Here is a 26,952-nt window from a genome sequence, read left to right on the forward strand (position 1 = left end):
TCGGTACCTTCCGCCTTAAAACATTTATGCAGCACTAAAGTACTAAACCGTTATTGCCTGTCGGCTTCTATAGTTGATGGGCACCGGAGCTTGCTACCGGGAGTCAGGGGTCGAAACAGGGAGAAGTAGCGTCGCTGCGGTGTTCACTTAAACTAAAAAAATGATAAGGAACAACAGACGTGAAAATTCAAACTTTTAGCCGGGCCGGCGTGTGGCTGGCGGGTGTGCTCTTTGCCGCTGGTTTACTCAGCCAGCCGGTTGTTGCCGGTAGCTGGCAGCAAAATGTCAGTGTCGGTGGTTTTAATAAAGTCCATTTATACACCCCGGACAGTGTCTCGGCCATTGGCCAGGGCCGTGGTTTATTGCTGGTGTTGCATGGTTGTACCCAGTCTATCGATGCTTATCTTAGTGCCAATTTAACTCAGGCTGCCGAGCAATACGGCCTGGTTATTGCCGTGCCGGATGCGATGAACAAAGCGGGTTTTGGTTGCTGGTCTTACTGGCAGGGCACTAAAGCGCGCAGTGCCGGTGACTATAAAAATTTAATTACCCTGGCCAATAATCTGGTCGCAGATGTCAGTTATCAGATAGACCCTAATCAGGTCTACATTGCCGGCTTATCATCCGGTGCTGCTTTTGCCAATACCACTGCCTGTCTGGCACCCGATGTATTTGCCGGGATGGGGATCAGCGCTGGGCCCAGTATTGGTACAAGTTCCAGTGGTGCTATTGGCCCCTGTGAAACGGCTAATGTGGCCGCGCGCTGCGCCCAGTATGCCGGCAGCTATAGCAGTCATTTTGATACCCAGATAGCCTCTATTGCTCATGGCCGTAGCGATACCACGGTAAACCTGTGTTACAACGAGCAAAACGCAAATGGCATGGCCGATTTATATAATGTCAGTAAACTTAGCGGTGAGAATCTGATCAGCAATGGCACGGGCCGCACCGCCGACGAAACCCTGTGGCAGAATGGCCGGGTGTCGATGCTATGGTTTAATAATGTCGACCATGCCTGGTCTGGTGGTCAGGGCGCCAGTGGCTCTTACATTAATGGCAACAGCATTAATTATGCGAGTTATCTGGGCCAGTACTTTCTGGAGAATAACCAGCGGGTTAACCGTAACAGTGCCCCTGAGCTGAGTAATATCAGTGTCAGCCAGCAAGCCAGTGTGGTGACGGTAACCGGCAATGCCGTCGATGTTGACGCTGATGCAATAACGGTCACTGCCAGCTTTACCGACAGTGCAGGCCAGCAGCAGCTGGTAAGCACCACCCCTGCTGCTAATGGCAGTTTCAGTTTAAGCAGTCCTACTCTTAGCGATGACTGGTATCAGTTAACAGTGAGTGCCACTGACAGCGGTGGCCTGGTAAGTAGCGCCTACACTGAGCAGCTGCTGATAGGTCCGCCGCCGCCGGCGACCGCACCAGAATTGTCGGATCTGGCGGTTGCGGTCGATGGCCAGTGTGCCACGGTAAGCGGCCAGGTGTTTGATTTAAACCGCGACCTTGCTTCGGTAACGGTGGAATTTAGCAATACAACTGTGACTGCCAGCGTCACTGCTGATTTATTTAGTGCAGAGCAATGCCAGCTGGCGGGAGGCGAGCAAACCGCCTTAATAACCGCTACCGACCAGGGGGGCTTATTCAGCGCCGAGCTATTGACCTTTACCATTGATGCCGGCCAGAACGCGACATTAGCGCAGCACATCAGTGCCGGCCGGCTGGATTACACCAACTATGCCAACTGTTACCTCGAATACAGCACGACCAGCTTTGTGCTACGTGAGCAACTGATCACGGGGAACCAGTGTCGCTGGCAGGATAGTGACGCCAGTTGCTTTGGTCCGGCGCAAAGTTGCAGTGCGGCTGGCCCTGGCGATGGCGGCGGTGATGGCGGTGACGGAGGGGATGATGGCGGCGATCCGCCACCACCACCGACGGACTGTGAGGCTTTTACCACGAACAACTACAGCCATAAACTGGCAGGGCGGGCTTACAGCACCGGCAATATTTATGCGCCAAATTACTTTGCTAATGGCAGCAATGCCAGTTTAGCCGGGTCAACCTGGGGGGTAACCACCCTGTCATCAGATGATGGCAGCTATTGGCAGCCGGGTGGTTGTCCGCAGTAAGTTGCAATTGTTGGCAGCTCGCTGACAAAACAAAGCGCAGGCTATAGCCTGCGCTTTTTAGTTTACTGTGCTTTTTAGTCTGACAAAGTGCTACACATTGACATGCAAACGTACATCAACATTACCACGGGTGGCGTTTGAGTAAGGGCAAACCTGGTGCGCCTGCTCAACCAGCGTATCAGCGGCTGCTTTATCCATGCCTGGCAAGCTAATATGTAAATCAATGTCTAAGCCAAAGCCGCCTTCAATTTTGCCAATACCGACTTCGGCGGTCAGGCTTAAATTATCTGGCAGGCTGGTTTTGCTCTTAGCTGCCACCGCTTTTAACGCACCAATAAAACAGGCTGAATAACCGGCAGCAAACAGTTGTTCCGGGTTGGTGGCGCCGCCACTGCCGCCCAGTTGCTTCGGTGCAGACAATTTTACCGCTAACAAGCCATCATCAGATTTCGCTTCGCCATCACGGCCGCCGGTAGAGGTGACAACTGCTTTATAAAGAATATCCATAATTAACTCCCTGGTTAAGGTTTAATGATTAACAATGCCAAAATAAAATAGCATGCAAGTATCTTGCGCGCAAGTTAATTGTGTACTGTATAATTTCAGAGCGCTATACTGCGCATAATTAGTAAGCCAACCCGGACCCTGAAATGAGCCAAACCCTGCCACTGGATCAGCAATTGTGCTTCGCCTTATATAGTGTTTCCAATGCGCTGGTGCGGCTATACCGGCCGCTACTGCAGCCATTTAACCTGACTTACCCACAATATGTGGTATTACTGGCGTTATGGCAGCAAGACAATATCAGTTTAGGAAAGCTTGGCCGGGCGACTTTATTTGATTCTGGCACCTTAACGCCGTTAGTCAAAAAGCTGGAGCAAAAACAGTTGCTGCAGCGTGTGGCCAGCCAGGATGACGAAAGGGTAAAGCAGGTGGTGCTGACTGCTGCTGGCAAAGCATTACAACAAAAGGTCAGTGGCGTAATGCAGGCCCTGCGCTGCCAGGTGGCAATGGAAGATAATCAGCTGGTCCAGTTGCGCCAACTGGCCCAGCAGCTACAACAACAAATTAGCGCAGCGGCAAGTTGTTCTACAGTAGCTGCTGATACGCATTAACCCATTAATTAACTTGCTGCAGCGCATCCTGTCGGTGTTGTTCCAGCTTTAGTAGTCGTTGCTGATAGCTTTCATAGGACACAGAGCCTGTTGCCATTAACATCTTACCAACCGGATTGCGCAGCCAGCTATACCAGGGGTAGTCAGAATGTTGAGTTGTCTTATTCCGCTGTACCAACTGTGTGGCGTACATGTTTTTAGTGTCTTCCAATAGTATTAATGGTTGAACTAACAGATAATAAACAGTCTCTACAGTGTTAATGTCACTTCCAAAGTCAGATGGCGCAGTGTCTCGCATAGTGGCCGTTATATCTGCCCCATAATGCCACTCGCCAGCCAGTGCCAGCTCCAGGCCTAACTCGCTATCGCTGAAAGCAACATCCCATCCGTCTGGTATAGCGGCAAGACGCTGCTCTGCCGGCAATTGGCTGATAATGACCGTGCTTAAAATAAAATGACGCTCTATAGCTGCAACGCTGATCATTTTTGTGATCAGACTATTCGTGTTAGCCAATACGGTTTTCCAAAACTGGTAATCTGCTTCCAGGGCGGTTTTAACCTGTGTGCTATTGCCATTCTGCGCATCCAACCAGGCCTGCCAAAGGAATAAACGTTGGCCATGCAACAGCAACTGATATGCAGACATATCTTGCACTTTCGGAGGTGGTTCCAGCCACTGAGGGTATTGCAATAACTGCTGATAAAATGTCATTAGCGGCTCTTGCTCTGCAACCAGCTCAGCTAAATCGGTTTGGGAATTCAGGGCGTCAACACAAGACAGCGCTTCGCTGCACTGGCCATATAGCTGCTGCAGTGGCCCGGTCAGCAGGAGTTCATTACTGGCATTGTGGGCAAGGTAATATTGATAGCCATTTTGCGCTGCAGGGATTGGCGGTGGTTGCAACAGGCTTTGCATATGTAAGCTAGCGGCATTGGGTTTGGCATCCTGCCAGTTAATCGCCAGTAATATCAGATAAAACCCGGCTAACAGCAGCAACAGACCGACTAGCAGTTTAACGGTACCGCGGGCTAAGGTTTTTAAAACGGCCATGCTGCTTCCTTTCAGTTTCAATTGGCGGATTTAAGCAATTGTTACCAAGAGGTTACCCCAAGCAGGCACAGTAAGTAAACCCACAGTAGCTATTGCTGCCTCAGCTTTGGCATCTGCTGCTGCCGGGTACTAAGGCAATTGGTTTTAGTTGTGGTTATACTGCTAACCATTGGTAAGGCATCGGGCCTGCTGCTTTATAAGGATATCGCATAATGACCACCGCTTTATATGCCGGCATACTGGCAATACTGTTTATTGTGTTAAGTTTTCGAGTGATTGCCAAACGCAATCAGTACAAAGTAGCGCTTGGTAGTGATGGTCAGGCGTTGCTGGAGCGGGCAATCCGGGTGCATGCGAATTTTACTGAGTATGTGCCCTTTGCTTTACTGTTAATGTTTCTGGCCGAGTACAGCGGCTTAGCACCGTTATATCTGCATATACTGGGTATCGCTTTAGTTATTGGCCGTTTATCCCATGCTTTTGGCGTCAGCCAGCAGCAGGAGCCATTGAAATTCAGGGTATTTGGCATGATCCTCAGTATGTTGGTTATTCTTGCTGCCGCATTTGCCTGTATAGTGTTGTATGCCCTGAGATCGGGCTGGTTGTTATAAGTAGTGAGGTCCCCTATTTTTTATGTAATTTGCGCTGTCGTGATATTCCCTGGCGATGTTAACTAGGGTATAAGGGCGCTATGAAAATACCGAAACGTATTCAGCCACTGGTCGACGAAGGTCTGGTGGATGAAGTTATCCGGCCGCTGATGAGTGGCAAAGAAGCTGCCGTCTATATCGTCCGCTGTGGCGAGGATATTCGCTGCGCCAAAGTTTATAAAGAAGCGGACAAACGTAGCTTTAAGCAAGCGGTGCTATATCAGGAAGGCCGTAAAGGCCGTAACAGCCGCCGTACCCGCGCTATGGAAAAAGGCTCGAAATTCGGCCGTGCCCAGCAGGAACAAAGCTGGCAAAACGCCGAAGTTGACGCTCTGTTTAAACTGGCCAAAGCCGGGGTGCGGGTGCCGCAGCCTTTTGGTTGCTACGATGGCGTACTGCTGATGGAGCTGGTTTGCGATGATGAAGGCATGGTGGCACCCCGCTTAGGCGATGTGGCGATGGCCGAAGATATTGCCCTGGCTGATCACGCGACTATGATGCAGTACGTGGTAATGATGTTGTGTGAGGGCCTTATTCACGGCGATTTATCAGAGTTTAACGTGCTGGTAGATGACTACGGCCCGGTCATTATCGATTTACCGCAGGTAGTAGATGCTGCTGCAAATAACAATGCTAAATGGATGCTGGAGCGCGATATCAACAATATGCGCGACTATTACGGCCAGTACGCCCCGCAGTTGCTGCAAACGAATTACGCTGGCGAAATCTGGGCATTATATGAAGCCGGCGAATTACACCCCGATGTAACATTAACCGGTGAATTTGTTGCCGATGACAGTGCCGCTGATGTCGACTCGGTGCTGGATCAAATTAAAGCCGCCTTTGCTGAAGTCGAAGAACGCCGGGCCCGCGCTGCCGCGGACCAGGATGACTAACACCGTTGGCGCTGTTGTTCATATAATCTGATAACTAATCCCGCTGCCAGAATTTACCGTACAGCATATACTCTATTGCTAACATTTTTGCTGGCGGGGCCACGTTTATGAGATGGCAAACTCTGATACTGCTCTGTTTGTTACCGGTTTTATCGGCGATGGCTGATGAAGCGGCCTGGGACTTATGGCGTGAAGGTAAAGCGGTGCTGATAATGCGTCATGCTTTAGCACCCGGCACTGGTGATCCAGCTAACTTTCAGCTGGCCGACTGCAGTACGCAGCGCAACTTAAATGAGCGGGGCCGGCAACAGTCTCACGCCTGGGGGACACTATTGCAGCAGCAATATGCTGGTGAAATTGCACTTTATAGTAGCCAGTGGTGCCGTTGCCTGGAAACTGCCAGATTAATGAATATTGCAGCGGTGCAGCCTTTGCCGGCATTAAATTCGTTTTTCGCCGGGCGCGGCAGCCGTAAGCAACAAACTGAGGCATTGTTACAGCAATTTGCTGCCGACCAGCCGATGCCAACGGTGTTGGTCAGCCATCAGGTAAACTTTACTGCCCTTACCGGCTATTTTCCCGCCTCGGGCGAAGCCGCTATTCTCGCTTTGCCACTTACAGCTCCTGCTACCGTGCTGGCCAGAATAGAACCCTAATCATCTATTCGGCACTAAAACTTCTGGTCTATTATTTAGTTAATATCACCAAATATTGGTGATATCGCTATTGTTACTCAAACACCTTTAAATTTAAAATTATATTTATCAATGGTTTAATTTTGGCAAAGCACTTGCAAAGTGGTCGGGAGCTTAAAAATAAATAAGGAAATAAAAATGAAATTCTCTCAATTTGCTGGTGTCACTACGTTAGTTGCTGCTGCCGTATTATTTAGCGGTGTTTTTAGTAGTGCAAAGGCCAATGGCCCTTTTGGCAATATCGATAAAGTAATGGGCAGTGCCGTCGTGGGTAGTGGCGAGCAGTATGGTGATATCTCGCTGGTCAATGGCAGTGTGCAGATGGCCAGTAACAGCCGGGCCAAAACGGTATCGATCGTCAATGGTGGTATTGATATTCGGGACGATGTGCAGCTTGACAGCGCCGAAACCGTTAACGGCACTATTGAGGCGGGCCGCAATTTACAGGTAACGGGTAGCCTTAGCACGGTAAATGGCAAAATTATCGCAGACGATAATGCCCGGGTTGCTGGCAATGTCAGTTCGGTAAACGGCGATATTACCCTTAATAGCGCGCAGATAGCACAGGATATCAGCACCGTTAACGGTGATATTCAACTGGCAGGTAATACCGTGGTTAAAGGCAATGTGGTTTTTAAAAAGCCCGGTAAGAAAAAGTCGTTTTTTGGCTGGAGTAACAACGACAAGCCCAGCCTGCATATTGCAGCTGATGCAGTAGTTGAAGGCCAGATTATTCTGGAGCAGCCGGTAGAGCTGGATTTCGCCAACCCGGATATGCAGGCCAAAGTGGTTGAGCGTTTTTAAGCCTTGCTGTTAGCGGCAATTGCTAGCGCTGCAACAGGCGGCGCATCAGCTGATTATTCCAGTGTTGAATAATAATCTGGGCACGAAACAGTGCCCAGAGCTCTATTACTGTTATAAACAGCAGCATGGCAATACCGACCAACACCAAGGGAGTAAACAACAGCGCCGCGCCAACAATAAATATCAACAGATTAACCAGGCCACGGCCCCACAGGCCCAGATAGAAATGGTGCAAACCGGCTAAAAAACACCAGTTTAACGTGGCATAGGTATCGGGGTCGCGTAGTAACGGCTTAAGTTGCTGATAAAACACTTTACGCTGTTCATCGGGCAGGGCCGCCACCCACTCCCGGATTTGTTCTTCTTCGGCATCAACCTGTTGCTGATCCAGCATTATTCCGTTCTCCGCCTGTTGGCACCGGTTCAATACACTTACAAAAACTGTCGTGCCGGTTGCAACGCTTTATCCGCTGCCAGCCCATCTCAATCCCTTTGCGTGAACCAAAGCGTTTAATGGCAGTATAGGTGTAGGCTGAACAGCTTGGCTCAAAGTTGCAGTCGATACCAAACCAGCGCATGCCACCACCGGTTTTACGATAGCGGCGAATAAGCCATAGCAGCAAGCGTTGCATCTTAGCGGCCCAACGTGACGACCATGGCTTCCCGGGTCCAGAATAGCCAGAAGCGTTTTTGCTCAATTAACTGAAACACCACCTGCCAGCCCTGTGCCGCCTGCGCATTCAGCTCTGCCTCAACCTTTTTTAACGGTAAACCCGATGCACCAAGGAAAACAGTGCCACAACCGCCTTCGGCAATATAAATCATCTTGTATTCTTTAAACGCAGTGGCCATATTGCTATTCCTTATTATTGTCGGTATGGCAGAAAACGCTGCTCTGCCTGTTGATATGCTCGCTGTGCCTGTCGTAAATTCTGTTGCAACAGCGGTAGCTGGTCATGCATGTCCATTAGCTCGGTTTTCAGCAGTTCAATTTCAGCTAATAGTTGAATGCGCTCCTCTTTTACCAGACCATCTTCGACTAATAAGTCAGTTTTGCTGATGATGGTCTTTTCTGCTGTTCTTATTTGCTGCTGCTGACGGTCGATACTGTTGCGGGCATTGGCAACGGCTTGCTGTAAGCCGTAAAGTTCCTGGCCGTCACGATATCCGCTAAGAAAGGGTTCTGCCAAATCAGTGGTACAGCTACCCTGGTAGCTGCCACCGCGCATACCAACATCAAAGCCATTGCGTTGGGTACAAAAATTCTCAGAGCCCTGGCGATGCCCCAGCCGATAAGCATTCAGATCAGGTGTTACGCCATGGTCTGCACAATCCTGGCGGTAGGTGCTGATTTCAGTTTCAGGCTTGCCTTTGGCGCCGTCTTCAAAGCCAATGGTCCGCCAGTCGGCAGTCAGGCATTGCGATTTATCCATAGTGGCGCAGCCTTGTAACGCTGCAGACGCCAGCAAAGCCAGCCATAGTTTGTGTGTCATACCTGTCTCGTTATTATTATTTTTGCTTTAGCTGCCGCAATGAACACCCAGCGTTAGCGTTGCTATCCACACTAAAATTAGCGATACAATAAGCAGCGCTACAATAAGGTACACGGTATCTTTAGCTATTGGCAAGTTACTAAATCGTCAATCACTTTTTGCCAAGCAAAAACAGCTGGACAGCGCCAACCGATTGTTTATGCAAGCCTATATGTTGTCTGGCAACGTTAACCGCCACTGAGTAAGCGTTCTGGGTTCTATCCCGCTCATTTGCGTATAGTGCTACCTTATCCACATCAAACATCTCAGCGTTTGGGATCTTGGAAATAATACTGGCCAGTTCACTGGCTTCCGTCAGTAAGGTATCCATAGCTACAACCACTTCCGCTGGCGCATAGATGTATATTTTATTAATTTTTTGTTTGCACATCAGTATCTTATCGGCCTGATCGTGCTTGCCATGCTCTTCGCAGTAAGCGGCATGATTTATTAACGTATCCAGCGATGCTAAGTACTCAGTAACAGCCTCGCGCTCCACCTCTTCCTTGTGATATTCAAGATCAATTTCTTTTTGCTGGCGGTAAGTGCGAAGACCCATCCATGCTGTGCCAACAGCTCCAACAACCGCAAGCAAATTGGCAATTGACAAAAGCTCAGCCATTTCCCGCTCCTTTTCTGCTCTGTTAAATTCACCACCTAAAATAGTAGTACAACTTAAACAGAAAAACCGCGCGGAGCTATATGAGCTGCAAAGTGCCCCTCCGTATACTGTTGGCAAGCATAGCAGCGCTGAGTTAAGCTAAGGATTAGTCTGGCACCACCGATAAAGGATTACTATGTCGCTCGATATCAGCCCGTTACTTAACGCCATTGCCCGCCTGCAGGAAGGTTGGCAGCGTTATCAGCTGGATATTAGCGATATTCAAATCCGGGATGGCCTGGTGCAGCGGTTTGAGTTTACCTATGAAATCAGTCATAAAATGCTAAAACGCTATCTTGAGCACAGTTCTGCGTCACCTGAGCAATTCGACGTGATGCCGTTCGCTGATCTGATACGCAGTGCCAATGAGCAAGGTTTATTAAGAAGTGACTGGCCAGCGTGGCGCGGCTATCGTGATATGCGCAGCAAAACCAGCCATACCTATGATGAAGATATCGCCCTGCAGGTCGTCGCTGGTATACCGGCTTTTATCAGCGAGGCAGAATTTCTGGCCAGCAAATTACAACAGCGACTGGCTAATGGTTAAACCTGGCAACTTGCAAATTACTGAGCAGCAATGGCAGCAAGTTAGTGCCATTTTGCAGCGTTATCTGGCTAACTACCCGGTTTGGGCCTTTGGCTCACGGGTTAACGGCAAGCCTAAACCCTATTCCGATTTGGATCTTGCTATTATCAGTGAGCAACCGTTACCACTATCATTACTGGCCGAAGTAGCCGAAGCCTTTAGTGAATCTGATTTACCCTGGAAAGTAGACTTAGTCGATTGGGCCACAACTTCAGAGCGGTTCCGGCAGGTGATTGAGCAGCAAAAACTGGTGTTAAGTGTTGGGGATTAAGCCTGATTAGAAACAAATCGTTGCCAGACAAATTTTTTTCTGTATTCTCACTGCCGTTATATAGAATGGATTCTTAAAGCGCAGATGAATGTCGTCATTAGAAACCTTGTCCCCTATTTTCTGGTCGTGGTTTTTTTCTTATTTACCTTTCCTGTTACTTCTGAAGAAATATCAGGAAATTGTGCCGATTTGCCAGCAGGCGCTATTGCAAAGCTACCGCTTAGTTTTGAGTTCCGATACCTTCGATTAGCATGTGACAAATTTGGTCACCGGCTTGAACCAAATACCGACGTCACATGGCTAAGTTTGTTGAACGAGCCCTTCGATGTTTATGCCCGACAACCACTAAAAATGAGCGCGGAATCTGGCGCTTCTGCGTATTTCTTAGCGGTATCGGCAAAACAACTGAACAACAAGTATCGAACACTACTGCACCGCAATTTTTTAAAGAAAATCTTTCCTAATTATTCAGTACCTTCGTTGGTAACTGAATTTATTGCTACCACCAGCGAAGGAATAGAACTCAGGTTATACCTGATGCCAGACAGGGGAGTAGTGTGTTTTAACAACTGTGCTTACAGGCAAATTTTTCTGGTGAAATCAAACACCCCATTCTGGCAGGATACTAAAAGCACCAAAGAGGATTTTATTAGTTATCCAGACAGTGAATCTGCATGGCCAAAACAGAAAATAGCCTGGGCCATTGTCCTGGTGCTATTTAACTGGCCAGTTCTGACGCTCTATATGTTTTTTATGCTGATGCCTGCAATATATAATGACTTAGATACTCAATCTCCAACTCTGGAGGGGTTTATAAAACATGACCGGAAAGGGGGCACGTTACCGCTGTTAATTATTGGTATGCAGTGGCGAGTAATACGTGGTAAGTACACTGCAGATGCCAGACAAGCAAATTGTTTAACGATGGTGCGTATAGGCCAGGGAATGGTCGTTGCTAATATTTTAATTTTTTACATGTTTATTTCAAGCTAGGGCCGCCATCGTGCTGTCTACACCATAATGTATATAATGATGTTTGTTGTTGCCTTTGGCAGCTTGTTACGGCTGATGCTGTGGTAAGAGGCGATAAGCCATTTTGGCGGCTACGGGCTAAAAACCCACAATAATAGTGGCATTACAAAGGCGACAATCAAAGACAAGCTACAGCAGGACCAGAAAACACCGTTGAAACTAACGTAGCTGACGTCAGGTAGCACTTTTGTTTCACTGTTCAGTATCGGAACATCCACTGATTTTAACCAGTTATTTATCGGTTTAAAAAAACCAACATGCTTTAGGTCAAGCGTGATACTGCTAGTTCCCATGGCTAATTGTACAGTCATTGGCAACGGTATTGCTTGCCGGAGAATAGGGATTTTTGACGTATCAAAAAAACGTGTTTTTATGCCAGTAATTTCATTAACAACGACTCGCAATGATTGCTTTGATTTATAGCTGGCAGAATACTTTATTGCCCATTTCGGAATTATCAAAACATCTTTAGTAATGACTAATGGTTTACTTAGTTTTTTTATAAATATCGTTGTAAGTAGCAACTCTGTCAGCGCATAACTAACCAATGATGCCAATCCTGCGAACATCAGTTTATTGGTATCAGAAAATAACACCAGGCCTATCTCAGCATGCTTATGCTGCAGGTTGGCTAAGCCGTAATGAAATAAAAGCATGATGATAGCGCAGTGAAAAAATATCAACATAGCTGCGCTTTTGGCCCCGCAGGCAAAGCTGAAGGTTGGGTAAACTCTAACGGTTTTATATTCCACGGATGTCACTGCTTCTGTCCCTGAAAATTGGCTGGCGCCCTATTTAAGCCAGCCAAGATACAAGAATGTTATCATTATGGAAATAAAAACTTGGGGTAAACAGATGTTAGCAGTGAGCATGTGGCTTTAAGTCACGTTTACTATTTGGTTGGCATCAGGGTAATTTCCCGTACATCGCATCTTGGGTTGGCCGATATCGCAAACAGCACGGCATCGGCAATGTCGGCTGGGTCTAATTTGTCCGGTTTGGCTTCATCAAAAAACGGCGTATTAACCATGCCCGGGCAAATAGTGGTGCAGCGGCCGTTCCATTCAGCCATTTCTGCAGCTAAATTCTGGCCGAAGCCATAGGCAAACCACTTGGAGGCACCATACACCGAGCCCTTCAGGGTTATCTTGCCGGCAATCGAGCTGGTAATAATAAAATGGCCCTGGCTTTCTTTTAAGGCTGCCAGGCTGGCTTTGGCGGTATATAGCAGCGCATTGATATTAACATCCAGCATGGTCTGCCATTCATCCGGATCACCATTTTCAATACCGGGGGTATCAACACCGGTACCGGCATTGGCGAACACCACGTCGATTCTGCCAAATTTCTCTTTGGCTTTGGCAACCACATTTTCAATTTCCAGCAGTTTCGACACGTCGGCGGTAACGGCCAATACTTTATCGCTGCCCCAACGCTCGGCAATTTTATTCAGTTTATCGGCGCTTCTGGCGGTAATAACCGCTTTATGGCCGGCGGCAACTACCTTATCCACAGTAGCTGCGCCAATGCCACTGGAGGCACCGGTGATCAGTACTATTTTCTGACTGCTCATGTTGTCATTCCTTAATTTCCCCATGCTGGCCATTCGCCCATGTTAGCGCGAATGCCGGCTGGTGTTATTGATCTTGCGAATTGCAACTGACGATTAGCGGTTAACGAGAGTCCGGGGTTAACTTCAGCAGGCGGCCTTTGCTGTCCCCGCGTTCATCCTCAAGTACCCAGATAGCGCCATCCGGCCCCTCAGTGACTTTGCGAATACGGGCACCCATGTCATAACGCGCTGCCTCTGTCGCACTCTCCCCATCAAATTTAATGTGCACTATGCCCCGGGAAGACAGGCCTGCGGCTAAGGCATCACCCCGCCAGTCGCTGAAGAGCTTGCCACGGTAAACGATAATATCGGCCGGAGAAATTACCGGTGTCCAGGTGATTGCCGGTGCGGCGAACTCCGGCCGGGTGTCGTGGTTGGGAATGTCCCGGCCGTCATAGTGCTTGCCATTGGAAACTAACGGATAGCCGTAATTAGCACCGCGTTTTATCAGGTTTAGCTCGTCACCGCCGGCAGGGCCCATCTCAATCACCCACAATTTACCGTTCAGGTCGAATGTCATCCCCAGCGGGTTGCGATGACCAAGCGACCAGATCTGTGGATAAATTGCTTCGTTGTCGACAAAGGGATCTTGCTCACGGTAATTAACAAAGGGGTTGTCTTTGGGCACCGCACCATCGTCATGCAAGCGCAGTATTTTGCCCATGGATGACTGCATATCCTGGGCAGGCGTGAACTTCTGCCGGTCACCTGAGGAAATCCACAGATAGCCATCGTTATCAAACAGAATGCGATGGCCGTAGTGGCCATAGCCCAACACCTTGGGATACTGGCGCCAAACAACCTGCAGGTTTTTCAGCTGAGCGCGGCGTCCCTCCTCAACCAGATTGCCTCGGGCCACGGCGGCACCGCGCACGCCGCCTTCTCCCGCCTCAGCGTAGCTGATGTAAATAAGTTTGTTATTGGCGAAATCCGGATGCAGCGCCACATCGCCCAGGCCGCCCTGGCCGCCATAATCCACGTCCGGCATGCCACCGACCGGCGACGATTTCTCTCCTTGTTGGCTGACAATGCTCAGTCGTCCTTTTTTTTCAGTGACCAGCATCCGCCCATCCGGCAGAAAGGCCATCGACCATGGCTCATCAAACCGGGCAATTTCCTCAGCCTTAAACGGCAGCTTATCCTGCGCCGTTGCCATAAAGGTGAGAAGTAATCCGAGAAAAAGCGTAAACAGCTGCCGGCTCATAAAATATCTCCTGCTTGTGATTGATAAGTGAGCAGTCAGTATAGCAAAGCCCTCGTAACCTGCTTTTTGCCTGTTGCAACTGCAGGCTGATATCCGTTAACAATTGGAGCTGACCCTTAGCAATTATGGCCCTTAGCAAGCAGTTTGAACCGGGTCTTAAATATAAAATGATGGGATGTGATCTGCTCTCAAAAGCGTTGAGTAGTATTGGCATACTCTGAGACGTCACTTTATACCAACGCAAGCTAAAGGAATTTAAATGAAAAAGGTTACAGGTTTACTGTTGGCATTGTCGATACATGCGCTCTGCCTTCCGACAGTATCAGCACAGGAAGAACAGGCAGCGTTGGTGCCGTTACCGTCACTCGACGATTTCACCAGAGGTGAAGATGGCTGGAGCTTCGGGCTCGGCCTGGGTGTTGAATACGAGTCTGCCTACGAAGGGTCAGATGAGTTCGGCTTCGAAGTGCAGCCTGCTGGTGCAGTACAATGGCGCAGAGGTAATGATATTTTCTTCTTTGCCGGTGAGGCACTGGGGTGGCGTGGTCTTCGTGCTGACACCTGGCTATTTGAGGCCATCGTCGGCTTCGAAGAGGGGCGTGAAGAAAGTGATTCCGATGACGGTCGGTTAGATGGGCTCGGCACCACTGATGAGGGTTTTGAATTCGCGTTGCAAGCGCGTCGCGCTTTTAGTGCTGATTGGCGTTATTGGCTGGATGGTCGATTGGTAGCCGGTGAAAACGGCAACCTTGGTATTTTTGGGGTGGGTCGCCGCTTCGGCGAGCAGATCGACGGCTCCGGTTCTGAACTGTCTGTCGTTGCGGTTTTTCACGATAGTGAACTCGCCAACACAGAGTTTGGCGTTGACGCAGCGCAGGCAGCTGCCTCAGGACTAGACGAAACCAAGCTGAGCGGAGGTTTCCGCTCGATTGGGGTTCACTACAATTATCGCCATTATATTAACGATAACTGGCGGATTTTCGGCGAGGCACTCTACGAGCGATACAGTAGCGACATTGCGAACAGCCCAATCGCACGCAACAACTATGAAGCAGAAGTAGGCGTCGGAGTTATTTACGTATTCTAGGCCGCCTAACCCAGCGGCGGGTAGCTCACTACGCCGCCTGTCCCTGTACTTTTAAATGCAGGCTGATATCACGAATAAGCAACAGCTGGTTCATATTGCTGGCTGGGGCTTCGTCGCGCACTATCGCGAACATCTGCTTTTCGTCCAGCGGCAGCGCCTGGTATTCGGCGATAATTTGATACAGCCAGATTTCGCTGTCCCACTCAAGTGCCTGCTGCTCCAGATACTCCAGCGCGCTCAGTTTACCACCCAGATCAATCACCCTGAGATAAAAGTTCTCGACATCGGTTTTCAGTGCCTGCTGCCGGGCGGCTATTTCGTCATCCACCATCACGCTGCTAAAGCTGGCACTTTCGGTATCAAGCAGTTTTACCGGCTGATAGCGCGGCAGGGCGCGGACCAGTTCGGCCAGGCTTTGCCGATCGCTGGCGTTATCCAGGGCAATGGCAGCTTGCGGCACTATGCTGGCAGCCTGGTTAAACAAGGCTGGCAGCTCAGAGCGGTTCGGGTAATCGGCCGGCTGGTATTTCGGGTGCTGGCGTAAAAACGCTGCCATATTGGCAATCAGCATCGAGCGGGCCTGTTGCTGGCGGAATTTAGCCAACAGTTCCACTAAACGTTTTTGCACTTCCAGCAAGCTGCTATGGTGCGAGCTAAGCTGGTTTTGCAACTGACTAACCAGCAGCTTACGCAGGTGGTTATTGCCCTCCGATAACTCAATTAACTCGTTAAAGTCTAGTAAATCGAGGCCGTCGAGTAAGCGGCGCAGCTGTTTTTGTGCCCGTTCGTTTTCGCGGATTTTATCATCCAGGCTGGCGACAAAACCAAAGTCGCTGTTCAGCCGGTGCCATAAACTGTCGATAGCCTCTTCAAACTGGCCGCTGAGATCATGCACATGCTCGGTTAAGCGCTGCAGTTGCAGCTCGGCCACACTGTAATCGCCTTTAAACTGGGCATCGCGATAGGCCTGTACCCGGTTGCGAATTTGCTCCAGCTTTTCGGCCACGTCAGCGTTAATCTGCCGCCGGTTTTCATCGGCTACCATACTGGCGATCAGCTCACTGACCAGTGGCCTTAGCGCCAGCGGTTGCTGCTCGTCCGGCCGCCATAAAATACGGGCGGCAATCAGTTTTTTTAAGGCACCTTCGCTAAAAGCCGTTTCATCAATAAAGCCGTCCAGATAACCCTGCATCAGCGCTTTATGGTGCTTGCCCAGCAGCGCTAAACGCTCGGCGCCGATATTAAACAGGTTAGAGGCAATACCGCTATCTGTTGGTACCATCAGAGCAACGCCTCCTGGCTTGGGGTGTCGTCTACCGGCAAATGCTCTTCATCGCGGATAAAGCGAATCACATCAATTAAGTAGTCAATTTTACCGGTCACCACATAATACTGGCGGTCGTGGTGCGGTTGCAGCAGGTAGCCATGCTCTTTTAAGCGGCGGAAAATCAGCTTTACCTGGTTATCCAGCTGCTCGCTCTGGCTGTTAAAAAAGCGGTCGCTGGCCAGTTGATTCAGCCGATGACGCAGGCTCTGGTTATCTTCGGTGCGCAGCACAAATTCCTGCAGCTTTATGGTATCGCCGGCCGTTAAGGCGCTGTCACGGCCCAGGGTTTCCTGTACCAGTTGCAGCCATTCCAGCAGCGGCAACAAGGACTGCACCGTTAGTGAGAACTGGCTGCTCAGTTGCTCGCGGGCGGCTTTATTCAGATCAAAGTAGCCGAGGAAAAATACGGTATTGTCGTCATTGCTGACCAGGCGCCGGTTCAGCGGCCGCAGGTAGTGGTTAATATCCTGCTGGGTTTGCTCATTGCTTAAATGGCGAAAGGCATCTTCGTCAGTTACCTGGCAAATAAAGTCACCGGCCAGCAGGCGCTCGAGTAAAGGTCCGTGTTGTAACATCAGCTTGCCTCCTGCTGTTTACTGGCCAGCCGTTCGGCCAGCCGGCTTACTTTCGGTTGAATCCGTTTTAAGCGGCGTTGGCTTGGCTCATGCTGATCCGGTTCAATTAAATAGCGATGACTGAACAGCATTAACACATCGGACTCCGGATTAGGGAAGGCGCCGACAATCACAATATTATTGCTGCTGCAGGCGGCAAACAGCTTTTCAACGTTGTGATAGGCCAGGGTACCAATTTCGTCTATTGGCCAGTGAATGGCTACCTTGGCATCACCGCGCAGCAGCCGGGTAAAGGCCAGTAAGTACTTACATAAAATCAGGTACGCCATACCATGGCTGGACGACTCCAGTAACTGGCGATCATTTTTAATAACCAGCTCCGAGCCACCTTCACTTAAATGCAGCTCGAGCCGCAGTAAGGACTCAATACTGTACTGCTCATCGCTGCGCAGCAATTCGACTACGTCAGCCAGCGCATTCAGGTACTGCTCGGATGGTAGTGCTTTGCCCGAGTTGCCCCAGTCATCATACAGTTTGGCGAAGTGCTTCAATGGCTGCCAGAAACCCAGCTCATCGATGGTGGATAAAATCCGTACTTCTGAGCGGCTGATACCTTCCAGTACTAAGTCATCAGCTACTGCTTCACTTAAGCGGCGGCTTTGCTGGGCAATCCGGCGGTTAATGTCGCTGAACACGGTAAAGAATTTCTTCAGATCGCCGCCGATGTTCTCACCCATCTCCAGCAATTGCTGCTGAGCGTCTTTTAAAATTTGCAGCAGGTTTTGCAAAATAGGCAGTTGCTGGCGCTCGCCAGCGTACTCAGCCAGTTTGTGCTTTTCATGCTCCAGCCGGTCTAAAAATTCCGGGCCGGCGTCTTTGCTCAGTACACTTTCAAACTGGCCAACCGCCTGCTTTAACGCACTGTCGGCTTTGCCTCGTAGCTCTAACGCTTCGTTGGCACGGGCCAGGCGTTCGACTAAATCAGCAGAACCAGTGACATTGGCCGGGCTAATACTCGCCAGATGCAATTCCTGTAGCTTTTGCAGCGCTGGTTTTATCTGATTCAGCAGTTGCTCGGCCTGGTTCATCAGCTCTTGCTGGTTACGCTTTTGCTCATCCAGCTTTTTGGCATTGGCGCTATAATCGGCTTTTTGCTGCTCCAGTGCCTGCTTCATGCTGCGTTGTTGTTGCTTCAGGCCGGTTTCCCGCTCCAGCAGTTGCGGCCGCAGTTGTTGCCAGTCGAGCTTAATAAACTGCTGCCAGGCAGTCAGTTGATCCTGGCGGGCTTCTACCGCTTTAATGGCGGTTTTCAGCTGCTCCTGCTTTTGCTTTAGCTCGGTCAGCCGGCGGGGGTCGATACCTTTGGCCGACAGCTCTTCACTGAACGCCTGCTGTAATTCTTTGATCTGGTTTTTATTATCATCGCGCTTATGTTCCAGCTGACGCTCCAGCTCGTCGATTTGCTCATCGAACACCTGCAGTTCGGCCTGCCAGTCGGCTTTTAACTCCATTTTCTGGCTGTTGTGGTCGCTTTGCAGTGCCGCTAAATCCTGCTGTTGCTGCTGTTGCAGTTTCTCCAGCTGTTGCTGTTGTGCCGCAAGCTCGCTTTTTACTTTGCTCTGGCGCTGGGCGCTCAGCTCGCGCTGCTGTGCCTGCAAGCGGTTGCGGGCATCGCGGGCGTAGTCGATGTTTTGCTCATACTGGGTCAGCTGCCACTGCGCCTGCTCCAGCTGGCTGCGGCTAAGCTCCGCTTGCTGATGCAGTTGCTGCAGATTTTTTTCAGCCTGCAGTTTAGTTGCGCCGGCCTGCTCCAGTTGTTGCTCTGCCGTCTGAATCCGATGGCGGATGGCTGCTTCGTCCTGAGCATAGTCCGGGGTGTCAACGGCAGTCAGCTCTAACTGTAAGCCATACAGGTTGTCGCTAAGCTCGGCTAAATGCGGCTGTAAATCCTGCCGCTCTAATAAGCGCTCGTCCAGCACCTTACCTAGTTTTTGCTCCCAACCGCTGTAATGCAGCCGTAAAAAGTGGCGCAGGCTGCCCTGCTCGGGGGTTAGCTGGCGGTGTAGTTGCTGTAATTGCTGCTCGCTTTGATGCAGGGCTTTGCGGCTGCTTTCCAGCTCACTATCGGCCTGGTCGCGGGCGCTACGGGCGCTTTGATATTGTTGTTGCAGCTGCTGCAGCTGGCGGGCTTGCTGTTGCGCCTGCTGCTGCGCCTGCTCTAAGCGCAGGTCCGCGCTGCGTAGCTCGTCATGTTCGGCTTCAGTTAGCATCGGTGCCTGCAACTGGCTGGTTAGTACCGCTATGCTGCTACTAAGCTCAGTTAACTGGCCGGCAAATTGTTGCTGGGCCTGCTGCAGGCGTTGGCCAAAGGCCTGCTCCAGGGCTGCCAGCTTGTTGTCCTGCTGTTCGCGGGTGCTGTCTTTTTGCTGTTGCAGCTGGCGGGCTTTAGCCCGATGTTGCTCGCTTAAGCGGTTAAAGGCTTCCGCCAGCTTCATTTTGCGCTGCTCTAACTGGCGTTCTAAGTCGCCATGTTGCTCTACCATCAGTTGATATTGCTCGGCCGCTTCCTGCAGGCTTTCCCGCCACAGCGGCAGGGCGTCGGTATCCCGTTGCAGCCTGGGCATATCCTGGCTGTCGAAATCGTCATAGCGCTGCTGCAGCTGATCGAGCCGGGCACTGGTTTCGTGTAAATCAGCTTCGGTTTTTGCCAGCTGGCCGTTAAGCTCCAGCTGCTGCTGGTTAAATTGCTCTTTTATGCTTTGCAACTGGCCGCGCAGAGTATTCACCTGCTGCTCAGCGTCAGCTTTACGTTGTTTCTGGCTTTGCTCGTCCTGCAGCAGTAGCGGTAATAAGCCGGCTAACTGCGCTTCGGCGCCATCGAGTTGCTGCGCCAGCTGTTTTAAGCGCTCAAAATCCTGCTGCAGTTTATCCAGCCGCATTGACTGGCGCATTTGCTGGATCCAGTCGCGGGCCTTGGTGTTTTTCACCTTGGTAGTCGGCAGGGTCACGCCGTCTTCTTCAAAAATGGCCGCCAGCATCGCTTTTAACGTATCCATTTTGCCTTCTTTGGCATGCACGGCACTGACCAGTTTTTCAATATGACGCAGTTTATGGCCGCTGCTGACTAAACTAAAGCTGGCCGCCAGCCGGCGCAGTTTTACGCTGTCGGCATTGTTGCCCCTAAGCGCGGCCGCATCGTTTTGAATAATGCTGCGATACTCACTGGTGGCACTTATTTTCGCCGAGACCTGTACGTCCGGCCGGGCGCGCATATTGGCAGCCCAGTCGCTGTAACTTAAACCTTTAACGCCTTGGTCGCTTGTAATTAAATAAAAATCACTCTGATACGGCGCCCCGACAAAACGGTATTCCACCCCGCCATCGCTTTTGCGGGTCAGCACCACCTGGCAAACCGCGCCATCTTCGCGTTGATACTCGTAAATCAGATAGCTGTTGGTACTCGGCAGATAAAATTCATCAAATTTTTTGCGGGTTTTCGGTACCACCCGGTTTGGCTGCTCGCCATAGAATACCGGTACCAGCCGTTGCAAGGTGGTTTTACCCGAAGCGTTGGTGCCGCAAATATTGGTGTGCTGATCCAACTGCAATTCCACCACCCCAGGCAGGTGGGTGTGAATAAGCACAATACGAAGTAAACGAGACATAGCGCATCCTGTCGGCGGCGCCATACAGGTGCACCGCTCTGGTCATTTTAATCCGGCTTATTATCCATGGAATAGCATTAAATGCCAGTTTGAAAACACAGTAACCGCAAGATTAACCCAGATGAGAGCTTAAGCTTTGGCTGCGGCCGGCAGCTCACTAATTAGCGCGCTGCCAGAGCTGATATTCTGTAGTTGATTGCCAAACTCAGTGACCTCAGCAATAGGCAGGCTAATGGTCAGCTGTACCTGCTGGCTGTAGTCTGTAACCAGTAGCTCGCCGCTATGCTGGCTAATCAACTGGCGTGCTCTGGTTTCAAACGCAAAGTCCAGCGTAATTTTAAGCTGCACCTGCGGCTCTACCTGCACAGTTTGCGCCAGCGCTGCGGCCTGCGACACTGCGGCCGAGTATGCCCGGACCAGGCCGCCGGCCCCCAGTTTAACCCCGCCAAAATAACGCACTACCAGCGCCAGGCTATTGCCCAGCTCCTGCTCGGTCAGTACATGCAACATCGGTTTGCCAGCGGTACCAGCCGGTTCGCCATCGTCGCTGAATGCCTGCGTTTCCGGCTGGCGGGTATTGCCAATAATATAAGCCCAGCACACATGGTTGGCAGCCCGGTACTGCTCGCGATACTGGTTAATCAAAGCCATCGCCTCATCACGGCTGGCAACCGGCAGCAAAAAGCTCAGGAACTCACTGTTTTTCTCAGTCAGGCTATGCGCAACCGGCGCGGCCAGTTCGGTATAAGGACTCATGTAATTACTCAGTTTGACTGACAGCTACAGGCTGCTTACTCAACCGGCGCCATAGCCATTCCAATGGGCCTTGCGAGTAGTGCTGCAGATACCAGCGGCAAAATAGTAGTTGCAGGATGATGGTGGTAACCGCAATACCCAGTAGCGCCAGCCGGTCGAGGCTGGCAAACCAGTCGGGTTTAAGCACTTTAAACAACAACACCATCAGCAGGCTCTGGCTTAAATACAGGGTAAAGGCCATCCGGCCGCACGGCGCCAGCCAGCCTTGCAGCCTTTGGTACAGCACCGGGTTATGCCGGGCATTAATCAGTGGGCTGGCAAAAGCTAGTGCCATCAGTAAGGCGCTTATTTGCTCCCAAGGCAGCATAATGCCGAGATCGTAACCATAGCCGGTAAGATGGTCGAGCATTGCAGTAGTGCCGCTGATGGTCAGTGCTGCCAGCAGCAACAACAGGGTCCTGCCGCGGGAATAGCCCTGGCTGAACCAGCCGCTTTTGTAAAGCGCCATGCCAAACATCATCAGCGCCGCCATCAGCCAGTACAGGGTTAGCGCAAAACCTACCAGCATGAGCAGGTTATGCCATAGCATTTCCGTCAGCTGAGTAAGATAAGGTCCGGTCCATAGTTGCTGCTGCGCCATTAATAACTCTGCGGTTAATGGCTGCTGCGGTGGCGGGGTAGCCAGCAGCAGATATAAACTGAACAAAGCCGGCATGATCAGCGAAATGGCCAATAGCAGGGCACTTTTACGCCACAACGCTGCACTATCGAGTTTATGATAGCCCTGCTTTAATACCAGTAAACCGGTCAGGGCGTACCAGAGCAGAATATCGCCAAACCAGATAAAACTGATATGGATAAGGCCAAACACCGCCAGCCACGTTAAACGGCGGTTTAAGTAGGCCTCGCCATATTTCTGGACGATTAATAACAGGCTGACCCCAAACAGCAAATTAAACAGGGTTAAAAAGCGGCCGGAAAATACCAGTGTCTGCAGATTGAATAACGCGACATCTACACTACTGATGCCTGGTTGCCAAATCAGGCTGTGCGAGTAGTCCGGCGGGCTGGCGAAGGCAAAAATATTGACCAGCAAAATACCCAGAATCGCCAGGCCACGAATAATATCCAGTTGGATCAGGCGCTGGCCACTGCTTACTCTGTCATTTAGCTGTGGCATCGTTATGGCTCATTTAGCTCGTTATGGTGTTTGCCAAAAACCGGGATGGTAATTTGCCATTTAATCGCTGCCAGTCTTAGCAATAATAACGCCGACATACCGGCCAGCATGGCAGACAACTGGCCCGCGCCCAGCGCCAGCAAGCTGGTATACACGCCGCCGCCCACCAGACAGGTGACGGCGTACAGCTCACCGCGAAATACCATTGGAATTTCCCGGCACAGCACGTCACGGATCATGCCGCCACAAACGCCACTCATGGTGCCCAGCATAATCGCCACTAAGGTGGAAGTGCCGTAATCCAGTGCTTTCTGGGTGCCCATTATCACAAAAAACGCCAGGCCAATGGCATCGAGAATTTGCAGGGTATTGTTGGGAATGGTTAAGCGGTTGCGCACTAATAAAATAGTCGCCACTGCGGCAATAAAGATAGCGTAGAAATAACTGTTATTGTTTATCCAGATAACCGGGACATCAAGAATAAGATCGCGCAGGGTACCACCACCAATCGCAGTAACACTGGCCAGCACTATTACCCCAAAGCCATCCATCTGATTGCGCCATGCCGCCAGCGTGCCTGACACCGCGAATACCGCAACGCCCAGTAAATCAAACCAGAAAAAGTATGTGGTCATGCTGCGGTTAATATAAGCCGGAAAAAGATAGCATCACGCTAGCAGGCTTTCGCTGGCAGGTAAATGTTTTCGAGTAGTAGCAGCAACTTATAAAATAGTTCAAATACTGCCTTTTAGCTTGCCGCGGTGTTGTGCTACGATTTCACGCTTTTTGTAAATAATACGTTTTATAAATAATAGTGAATAAAGGATTACTATGAATAAATTAGTTGTTGGTGCCGGTATTGTTGTGGTTGCCGCCGCTGCGGGCTTTTATTACGCCAATTCGCAAGCTGAAAATGCCATTAAAGAACAAATTGAACAGGCAAATAAGTCTTATGCGGAAATGGCGGCGACCGGCCTGATGCCAGCAATTAGCATTGGCTATCAGGATGTGTCGGCCAATGTGTTAACCTCCAGCTACAGCGTAGCGGGTGTTGATGTCAGTGTCGCCGGTATGGGCCAGGTAGCCACCATTGAAAAAGTCACCGCTGTGGGTTTAAAACCACAAGGCTTAGCAGACAAAGGCAGTGCGCAGCTGGTTGGCGCTAAAGTGGCCGAGCCAATGCTGGCGATGTTACCACCGGATATGAGTGCTTTTGTGCAAAGTGTCGCGCTGCATGCTGACTACAGCTATGAATATACTCCGGCTACCGGCGAGTTGTATTTCAGCCAGGATACCCGGATCAATGACGAGTTCAGCCTTTCTTATAATTTCTCTTTTGCGCAGATGCAGGAATTGTGGGCCTTTGCCCGCGAGATGAGTGAGAAAACTCCGGAAGAGCAACAACAGCTAAGTATGTCTGACAGCTACATGGCGGATGTAATGGCTAACCTGGTAAAAGGTGCCCTGAAAAGCGGTGAACTGGTAGTGACCAACAACGGCTTTATTGAGCGGCTGGTAGAAATGGGCAGTGCCCAGGGCCAAATGCCACCAATGGATGCCTTGCAGGGCATGGCATTAATGGCGATAACGGCCGATGAAAACCTGCCACTGGAAATGAAAGAAAGCCTGACTACCTTTATTAACCAGCCAGAAAAACTAAAAGTAAACGTCAGCTTTGCCGAGCCAGTAAGCTTTGAGGCGATGCAATCCGGTGCTTTAATGGCAGAACTGCAAACACCAGAGCAAATGATTAAATTTGCCAACCTGAAGATGGTAGCAAACTAAGCCGGCAAGCTTGGTTTAGCACCGAACCTGGTAAAAAAAGGCAGCTAAGCTGCCTTTTTTAATGGCTGGTTGTTATTCAACACTTGCCTGCTTCGCTGCTTTTTTTACCCGGGCCTGCCCGGCCTCTGCTGCCGTTTCAACGAATAAGCTATCACTCTGCTCAAGCAAACGTTCTGTTGTAGCCGGCTGGCGCATTAACCAGGCCTGTGGTAGTAATTGGTACTGATACTGGGGCGAATAATGCCTATCCGTTTGCTGCGTCCACGGGTACAGCCAGTAAATACCGCTTAAAAGCAGGGTCAGGCCGATGTGTAACCAGCGCCGTTGAATACTCATTAAAGCAAAGCTAAGCCAGAAAAATGCCAGCAACATTACTGTTGGCAGCAGATAACTTAAACCTTGCGTTAGTATGCTGTTGTTATGATTAAAGTTTAGCAGGGCCAGTACAATATCCCAGCATGCCCAGACCACCAGCAAACTGAATGTTAAGGCCAACTGCGGCCGCAGGCGCGGCTCGCGGCCAGTGAAACGTGCCCACACGGCGAGTAGTATTGGCCACAGGGCAAACATCAGCAGTATAAAGGGAATAAGCAGCAGTTGTTTGTGCCACTGACTGTCTTCACCTATGCCACTTAACCAGAACTCGTACCCCAGACTCAGGGCAACCAATAATATGGCGCCAAGCAGCAGCCAGGGTGAGCTTAGTAGCTGGAACAGCCGCTCTGTGGCATGCAGTGGTTGGGTTGCCGCTACCGGGTGGTCACTGAACAGGATCCGCAGCCGCTGTTTACCGAGGGTAAACTCCTGGCCTGACTGGGTTATCGGTTGCTGACTCACCCGTTGTCCGCGCTGGTTATGCACGCCATTGACCGAGTCCATATCGGTCAGCTGCCATTGTTGCTGCTCGTTCAGGGTTAATATTGCATGCTCGGCGCAGCTGTGTGGGTCCAGCAGAATAATGTCATTGTTATAGCCGCGGCCGAGGCTGATTTGCGGCTGGCTGAATTTATGTCGTTCAGTCACCCGGCCCTGGCTGTTTAGCAGTTCAATCAGGATTGCCATATGACAGCCTCCATAAACTTCCGGGCAAAGGCTTTGGCATTTTCCCGGGTTACCCCCGCCAGAGTAAAGTGACTGATAAAGCCTTGTTGTTCCTGAGCAACGGTAGCGGCCAGGTACAGCGCATCAAATAGTTCCGGATAATCTTTATAAGCCCGGACACAGAAAATAACCCGGGTTGCGACGCCGGCCAGTGCCACGATGTCGCTATGACAGTTAAAATCGGTCACATCATGTTTGCCGGCACGATTGTCAGCGCCGCTGTAACTGATCCGGCTTTGGTAATGATGATTAAACTTCAACGGGTGTAAGTCTTTACCGTCCAGCCATTCAAACTGCATTTCCAGCTTGCCGGTTGTCAGGCCGGCGCTCAGATAAATTTGCTCGCTCTGGCCGCAACTGGCGGTGGCAGTATCTATTCCATTATCCTGTTCAGGCTCAGTGGCCCGGCCCCAGCATTGGACAAAGGGTGCAATGTCTTCCGGTACCTGACCTTTACCCAATGCCTGCATCTGCCAGTCTTCATTAAGCAAAGGGCTGAGCATTTGCTGCTGGTTGGTTAGCAATTGCTGCAGAATTTTCTGCTTTAATGTGGCAATGTCCGGCACGGTATTGCTTGCCGCCACCAGTAACGCATTAACCTGAGCAACCGGCACCACAAAGCCAATCTGATTACCGGCCGTGGCGACATTAACCCCTATCACCTTGCCATCGCTGTTAACACTGGGGCCACCACTCATACCGGGGTTTATTGACCCGGTAACATGCAGTCGTGGATAAAAGCTTTGTTGCTTCATGCCGTTAAAGGTGCCGGGCACCACTACCATGCCTAAGTCATGCGGGTTACCCAGGCTGAACACCTGCTCGCCCTGCGCAGGTAAACCCTCTGCCAGGCTGAATTGCCGGCTTTGTTGCACTGGGGAGCGCAACAGCGCTAAATCGTTAATAACGTCAACTGCAATAATATCCAGCGGTTGCTTATTATCAGCACCAACGTTAGCCATTAATTGGTATTGCTGTTCAGATTGAATTTTTTCAGCAATGACATGGTAATTAGTGATCAGTAAGTCGTCACTGACATAAAAACCGCTGCCAATAGCCGATTTACGTTGGGTCTGGTTTTCAATTACCTGCACCTGAATAAGCGCGTCCTGGTAATTATTAAACACGCTTTGTGCTGTATCAGCTGACAACGGCTGCGCCAGCACCAGCACTAAGCCGCAGAATACTCTGTACCACATAGTTTGCATCCCTGTTAATTAAGCAGCCAAATT

Annotated in this window: 29 protein-coding genes; 11 read left to right on the forward strand and 18 right to left on the reverse strand. The window is 50.4% G+C overall.

The features are described from left to right. Positions 1–179 precede the first annotated feature (179 nt). Positions 180–2,135, forward strand: coding sequence for an extracellular catalytic domain type 1 short-chain-length polyhydroxyalkanoate depolymerase (locus CRO03_RS06235; protein ID WP_245861508.1), 1,956 nt, complete (start codon positions 180–182; stop codon positions 2,133–2,135). Positions 2,136–2,225: 90 nt separating this feature from the next. Here the strand turns inward: CRO03_RS06235 and CRO03_RS06240 are convergent, their stop codons facing one another. Continuing rightward, entirely contained in the window at positions 2,226–2,642 is a 417-nt protein-coding gene (locus CRO03_RS06240; RefSeq protein WP_097110751.1) for an organic hydroperoxide resistance protein, read from the reverse strand. 143 nt (positions 2,643–2,785) lie between these two features. Here CRO03_RS06240 and CRO03_RS06245 point away from each other — a divergent pair, with 143 nt between their 5' ends. Beyond that, positions 2,786–3,250, forward strand: a complete 465-nt coding sequence (locus CRO03_RS06245) for a MarR family winged helix-turn-helix transcriptional regulator (protein WP_097110752.1) — start codon at positions 2,786–2,788, stop codon at positions 3,248–3,250. Between the two features lie 4 nt (positions 3,251–3,254). On the opposite strand, the gene CRO03_RS06250 is transcribed toward CRO03_RS06245, so the two are convergent. Next, positions 3,255–4,301, reverse strand: coding sequence for a hypothetical protein (locus tag CRO03_RS06250; protein WP_097110753.1), 1,047 nt, complete (start codon positions 4,299–4,301; stop codon positions 3,255–3,257). A 212-nt stretch (positions 4,302–4,513) separates the two neighbouring features. Between CRO03_RS06250 and CRO03_RS06255 the strand changes: the two genes are divergently transcribed. From CRO03_RS06255 to CRO03_RS06270, 4 genes are all read left to right on the forward strand, one after another. Next, on the forward strand, positions 4,514–4,912 hold the full coding sequence (locus CRO03_RS06255) for an MAPEG family protein (protein WP_097110754.1): 399 nt from the start codon (positions 4,514–4,516) through the stop codon (positions 4,910–4,912). An 80-nt stretch (positions 4,913–4,992) separates the two neighbouring features. Further along, positions 4,993–5,847 carry a PA4780 family RIO1-like protein kinase gene (locus CRO03_RS06260; RefSeq protein ID WP_097110755.1) on the forward strand — a complete coding sequence of 285 codons (855 nt, stop codon included), beginning with the start codon at positions 4,993–4,995 and terminating at the stop codon, positions 5,845–5,847. Positions 5,848–5,954: 107 nt separating this feature from the next. Then, the gene (locus CRO03_RS06265; protein ID WP_097110756.1) at positions 5,955–6,503 is read left to right on the forward strand and encodes a histidine phosphatase family protein; all 549 of its coding nucleotides are present in this window, start codon (positions 5,955–5,957) and stop codon (positions 6,501–6,503) included. A gap of 177 nt (positions 6,504–6,680) precedes the next feature. Next, on the forward strand, positions 6,681–7,346 hold the full coding sequence (locus CRO03_RS06270) for a DUF4097 family beta strand repeat-containing protein (RefSeq protein ID WP_097110757.1): 666 nt from the start codon (positions 6,681–6,683) through the stop codon (positions 7,344–7,346). A 22-nt stretch (positions 7,347–7,368) separates the two neighbouring features. Here CRO03_RS06270 and CRO03_RS06275 read toward each other — a convergent pair whose 3' ends face one another. The 5 genes from CRO03_RS06275 to CRO03_RS06295 form a co-directional block, all read right to left on the reverse strand. Beyond that, entirely contained in the window at positions 7,369–7,740 is a 372-nt protein-coding gene (locus CRO03_RS06275) for a TM2 domain-containing protein (protein ID WP_097110758.1), read from the reverse strand. Beyond that, positions 7,718–7,978 (reverse strand): membrane protein insertion efficiency factor YidD, encoded by a 261-nt coding sequence (gene yidD / locus CRO03_RS06280; RefSeq protein WP_097110759.1) that lies wholly within the window; start codon positions 7,976–7,978, stop codon positions 7,718–7,720. Before yidD ends, CRO03_RS06275 begins: the two co-directional genes overlap by 23 nt. 1 nt (position 7,979) lies before the next feature. Beyond that, the gene (locus CRO03_RS06285) at positions 7,980–8,198 is read right to left on the reverse strand and encodes a DUF4177 domain-containing protein (protein ID WP_046552533.1); all 219 of its coding nucleotides are present in this window, start codon (positions 8,196–8,198) and stop codon (positions 7,980–7,982) included. Positions 8,199–8,212: 14 nt separating this feature from the next. After that, on the reverse strand, positions 8,213–8,839 hold the full coding sequence (locus CRO03_RS06290) for a DUF2799 domain-containing protein (protein WP_097110760.1): 627 nt from the start codon (positions 8,837–8,839) through the stop codon (positions 8,213–8,215). Between the two features lie 151 nt (positions 8,840–8,990). Further along, positions 8,991–9,500: a hypothetical protein gene (locus CRO03_RS06295; RefSeq protein WP_097110761.1), complete on the reverse strand. Its 510-nt coding sequence runs from the start codon at positions 9,498–9,500 to the stop codon at positions 8,991–8,993. Between the two features lie 175 nt (positions 9,501–9,675). Between CRO03_RS06295 and CRO03_RS06300 the strand changes: the two genes are divergently transcribed. The 3 genes from CRO03_RS06300 to CRO03_RS06310 all read left to right on the forward strand — a co-directional run bounded on the left by CRO03_RS06300 (position 9,676) and on the right by CRO03_RS06310 (position 11,389). Next, positions 9,676–10,086 carry a nucleotidyltransferase substrate binding protein gene (locus CRO03_RS06300; protein ID WP_097110762.1) on the forward strand — a complete coding sequence of 137 codons (411 nt, stop codon included), beginning with the start codon at positions 9,676–9,678 and terminating at the stop codon, positions 10,084–10,086. Then, positions 10,079–10,396 (forward strand): nucleotidyltransferase family protein, encoded by a 318-nt coding sequence (locus CRO03_RS06305; RefSeq protein ID WP_097110763.1) that lies wholly within the window; start codon positions 10,079–10,081, stop codon positions 10,394–10,396. Before CRO03_RS06300 ends, CRO03_RS06305 begins: the two co-directional genes overlap by 8 nt. Before the next feature lie 84 nt (positions 10,397–10,480). After that, positions 10,481–11,389, forward strand: coding sequence for a hypothetical protein (locus CRO03_RS06310; RefSeq protein ID WP_141397732.1), 909 nt, complete (start codon positions 10,481–10,483; stop codon positions 11,387–11,389). 110 nt (positions 11,390–11,499) lie between these two features. Here CRO03_RS06310 and CRO03_RS06315 read toward each other — a convergent pair whose 3' ends face one another. From CRO03_RS06315 to CRO03_RS06325, 3 genes are all read right to left on the reverse strand, one after another. Continuing rightward, a complete protein-coding gene (locus CRO03_RS06315) occupies positions 11,500–12,180 on the reverse strand; it encodes a hypothetical protein (RefSeq protein WP_097110765.1) in 681 nt (226 codons plus the stop codon). A gap of 140 nt (positions 12,181–12,320) precedes the next feature. Beyond that, positions 12,321–13,001 (reverse strand): SDR family oxidoreductase, encoded by a 681-nt coding sequence (locus CRO03_RS06320; RefSeq protein WP_097110766.1) that lies wholly within the window; start codon positions 12,999–13,001, stop codon positions 12,321–12,323. A gap of 100 nt (positions 13,002–13,101) precedes the next feature. Then, on the reverse strand, positions 13,102–14,244 hold the full coding sequence (locus CRO03_RS06325) for a PQQ-dependent sugar dehydrogenase (RefSeq protein WP_097110767.1): 1,143 nt from the start codon (positions 14,242–14,244) through the stop codon (positions 13,102–13,104). Positions 14,245–14,503: 259 nt separating this feature from the next. Here CRO03_RS06325 and CRO03_RS06330 point away from each other — a divergent pair, with 259 nt between their 5' ends. After that, on the forward strand, positions 14,504–15,331 hold the full coding sequence (locus tag CRO03_RS06330) for a MipA/OmpV family protein (protein WP_097110768.1): 828 nt from the start codon (positions 14,504–14,506) through the stop codon (positions 15,329–15,331). Positions 15,332–15,359: 28 nt separating this feature from the next. Here CRO03_RS06330 and CRO03_RS06335 read toward each other — a convergent pair whose 3' ends face one another. The 6 genes from CRO03_RS06335 to CRO03_RS06360 form a co-directional block, all read right to left on the reverse strand. Then, a complete protein-coding gene (locus CRO03_RS06335; protein ID WP_097110769.1) occupies positions 15,360–16,613 on the reverse strand; it encodes a hypothetical protein in 1,254 nt (417 codons plus the stop codon). Continuing rightward, on the reverse strand, positions 16,613–17,233 hold the full coding sequence (locus tag CRO03_RS06340; RefSeq protein WP_097110770.1) for a condensin complex protein MksE: 621 nt from the start codon (positions 17,231–17,233) through the stop codon (positions 16,613–16,615). Before CRO03_RS06340 ends, CRO03_RS06335 begins: the two co-directional genes overlap by 1 nt. Continuing rightward, positions 17,233–20,898: an ATP-binding protein gene (locus CRO03_RS06345; RefSeq protein WP_097110771.1), complete on the reverse strand. Its 3,666-nt coding sequence runs from the start codon at positions 20,896–20,898 to the stop codon at positions 17,233–17,235. Before CRO03_RS06345 ends, CRO03_RS06340 begins: the two co-directional genes overlap by 1 nt. A 129-nt stretch (positions 20,899–21,027) precedes the next feature. After that, positions 21,028–21,654, reverse strand: coding sequence for a YigZ family protein (locus CRO03_RS06350; RefSeq protein WP_097110772.1), 627 nt, complete (start codon positions 21,652–21,654; stop codon positions 21,028–21,030). 4 nt (positions 21,655–21,658) lie between these two features. After that, positions 21,659–22,834: a DUF418 domain-containing protein gene (locus tag CRO03_RS06355; protein WP_097110773.1), complete on the reverse strand. Its 1,176-nt coding sequence runs from the start codon at positions 22,832–22,834 to the stop codon at positions 21,659–21,661. 2 nt (positions 22,835–22,836) lie between these two features. After that, positions 22,837–23,469, reverse strand: coding sequence for a trimeric intracellular cation channel family protein (locus CRO03_RS06360; protein WP_097110774.1), 633 nt, complete (start codon positions 23,467–23,469; stop codon positions 22,837–22,839). Positions 23,470–23,665: 196 nt separating this feature from the next. Between CRO03_RS06360 and CRO03_RS06365 the strand changes: the two genes are divergently transcribed. Next, positions 23,666–24,619: a hypothetical protein gene (locus tag CRO03_RS06365; protein WP_097110775.1), complete on the forward strand. Its 954-nt coding sequence runs from the start codon at positions 23,666–23,668 to the stop codon at positions 24,617–24,619. Between the two features lie 72 nt (positions 24,620–24,691). On the opposite strand, the gene CRO03_RS06370 is transcribed toward CRO03_RS06365, so the two are convergent. Then, entirely contained in the window at positions 24,692–25,681 is a 990-nt protein-coding gene (locus CRO03_RS06370; RefSeq protein ID WP_097110776.1) for an FHA domain-containing protein, read from the reverse strand. Beyond that, a complete protein-coding gene (locus CRO03_RS06375; protein ID WP_097110777.1) occupies positions 25,669–26,919 on the reverse strand; it encodes a S1C family serine protease in 1,251 nt (416 codons plus the stop codon). Before CRO03_RS06375 ends, CRO03_RS06370 begins: the two co-directional genes overlap by 13 nt. Positions 26,920–26,952 lie beyond the last annotated feature (33 nt).

This window comes from Arsukibacterium tuosuense (genome assembly GCF_900215315.1).
Classification (GTDB): domain Bacteria; phylum Pseudomonadota; class Gammaproteobacteria; order Enterobacterales; family Alteromonadaceae; genus Alishewanella; species Alishewanella tuosuense.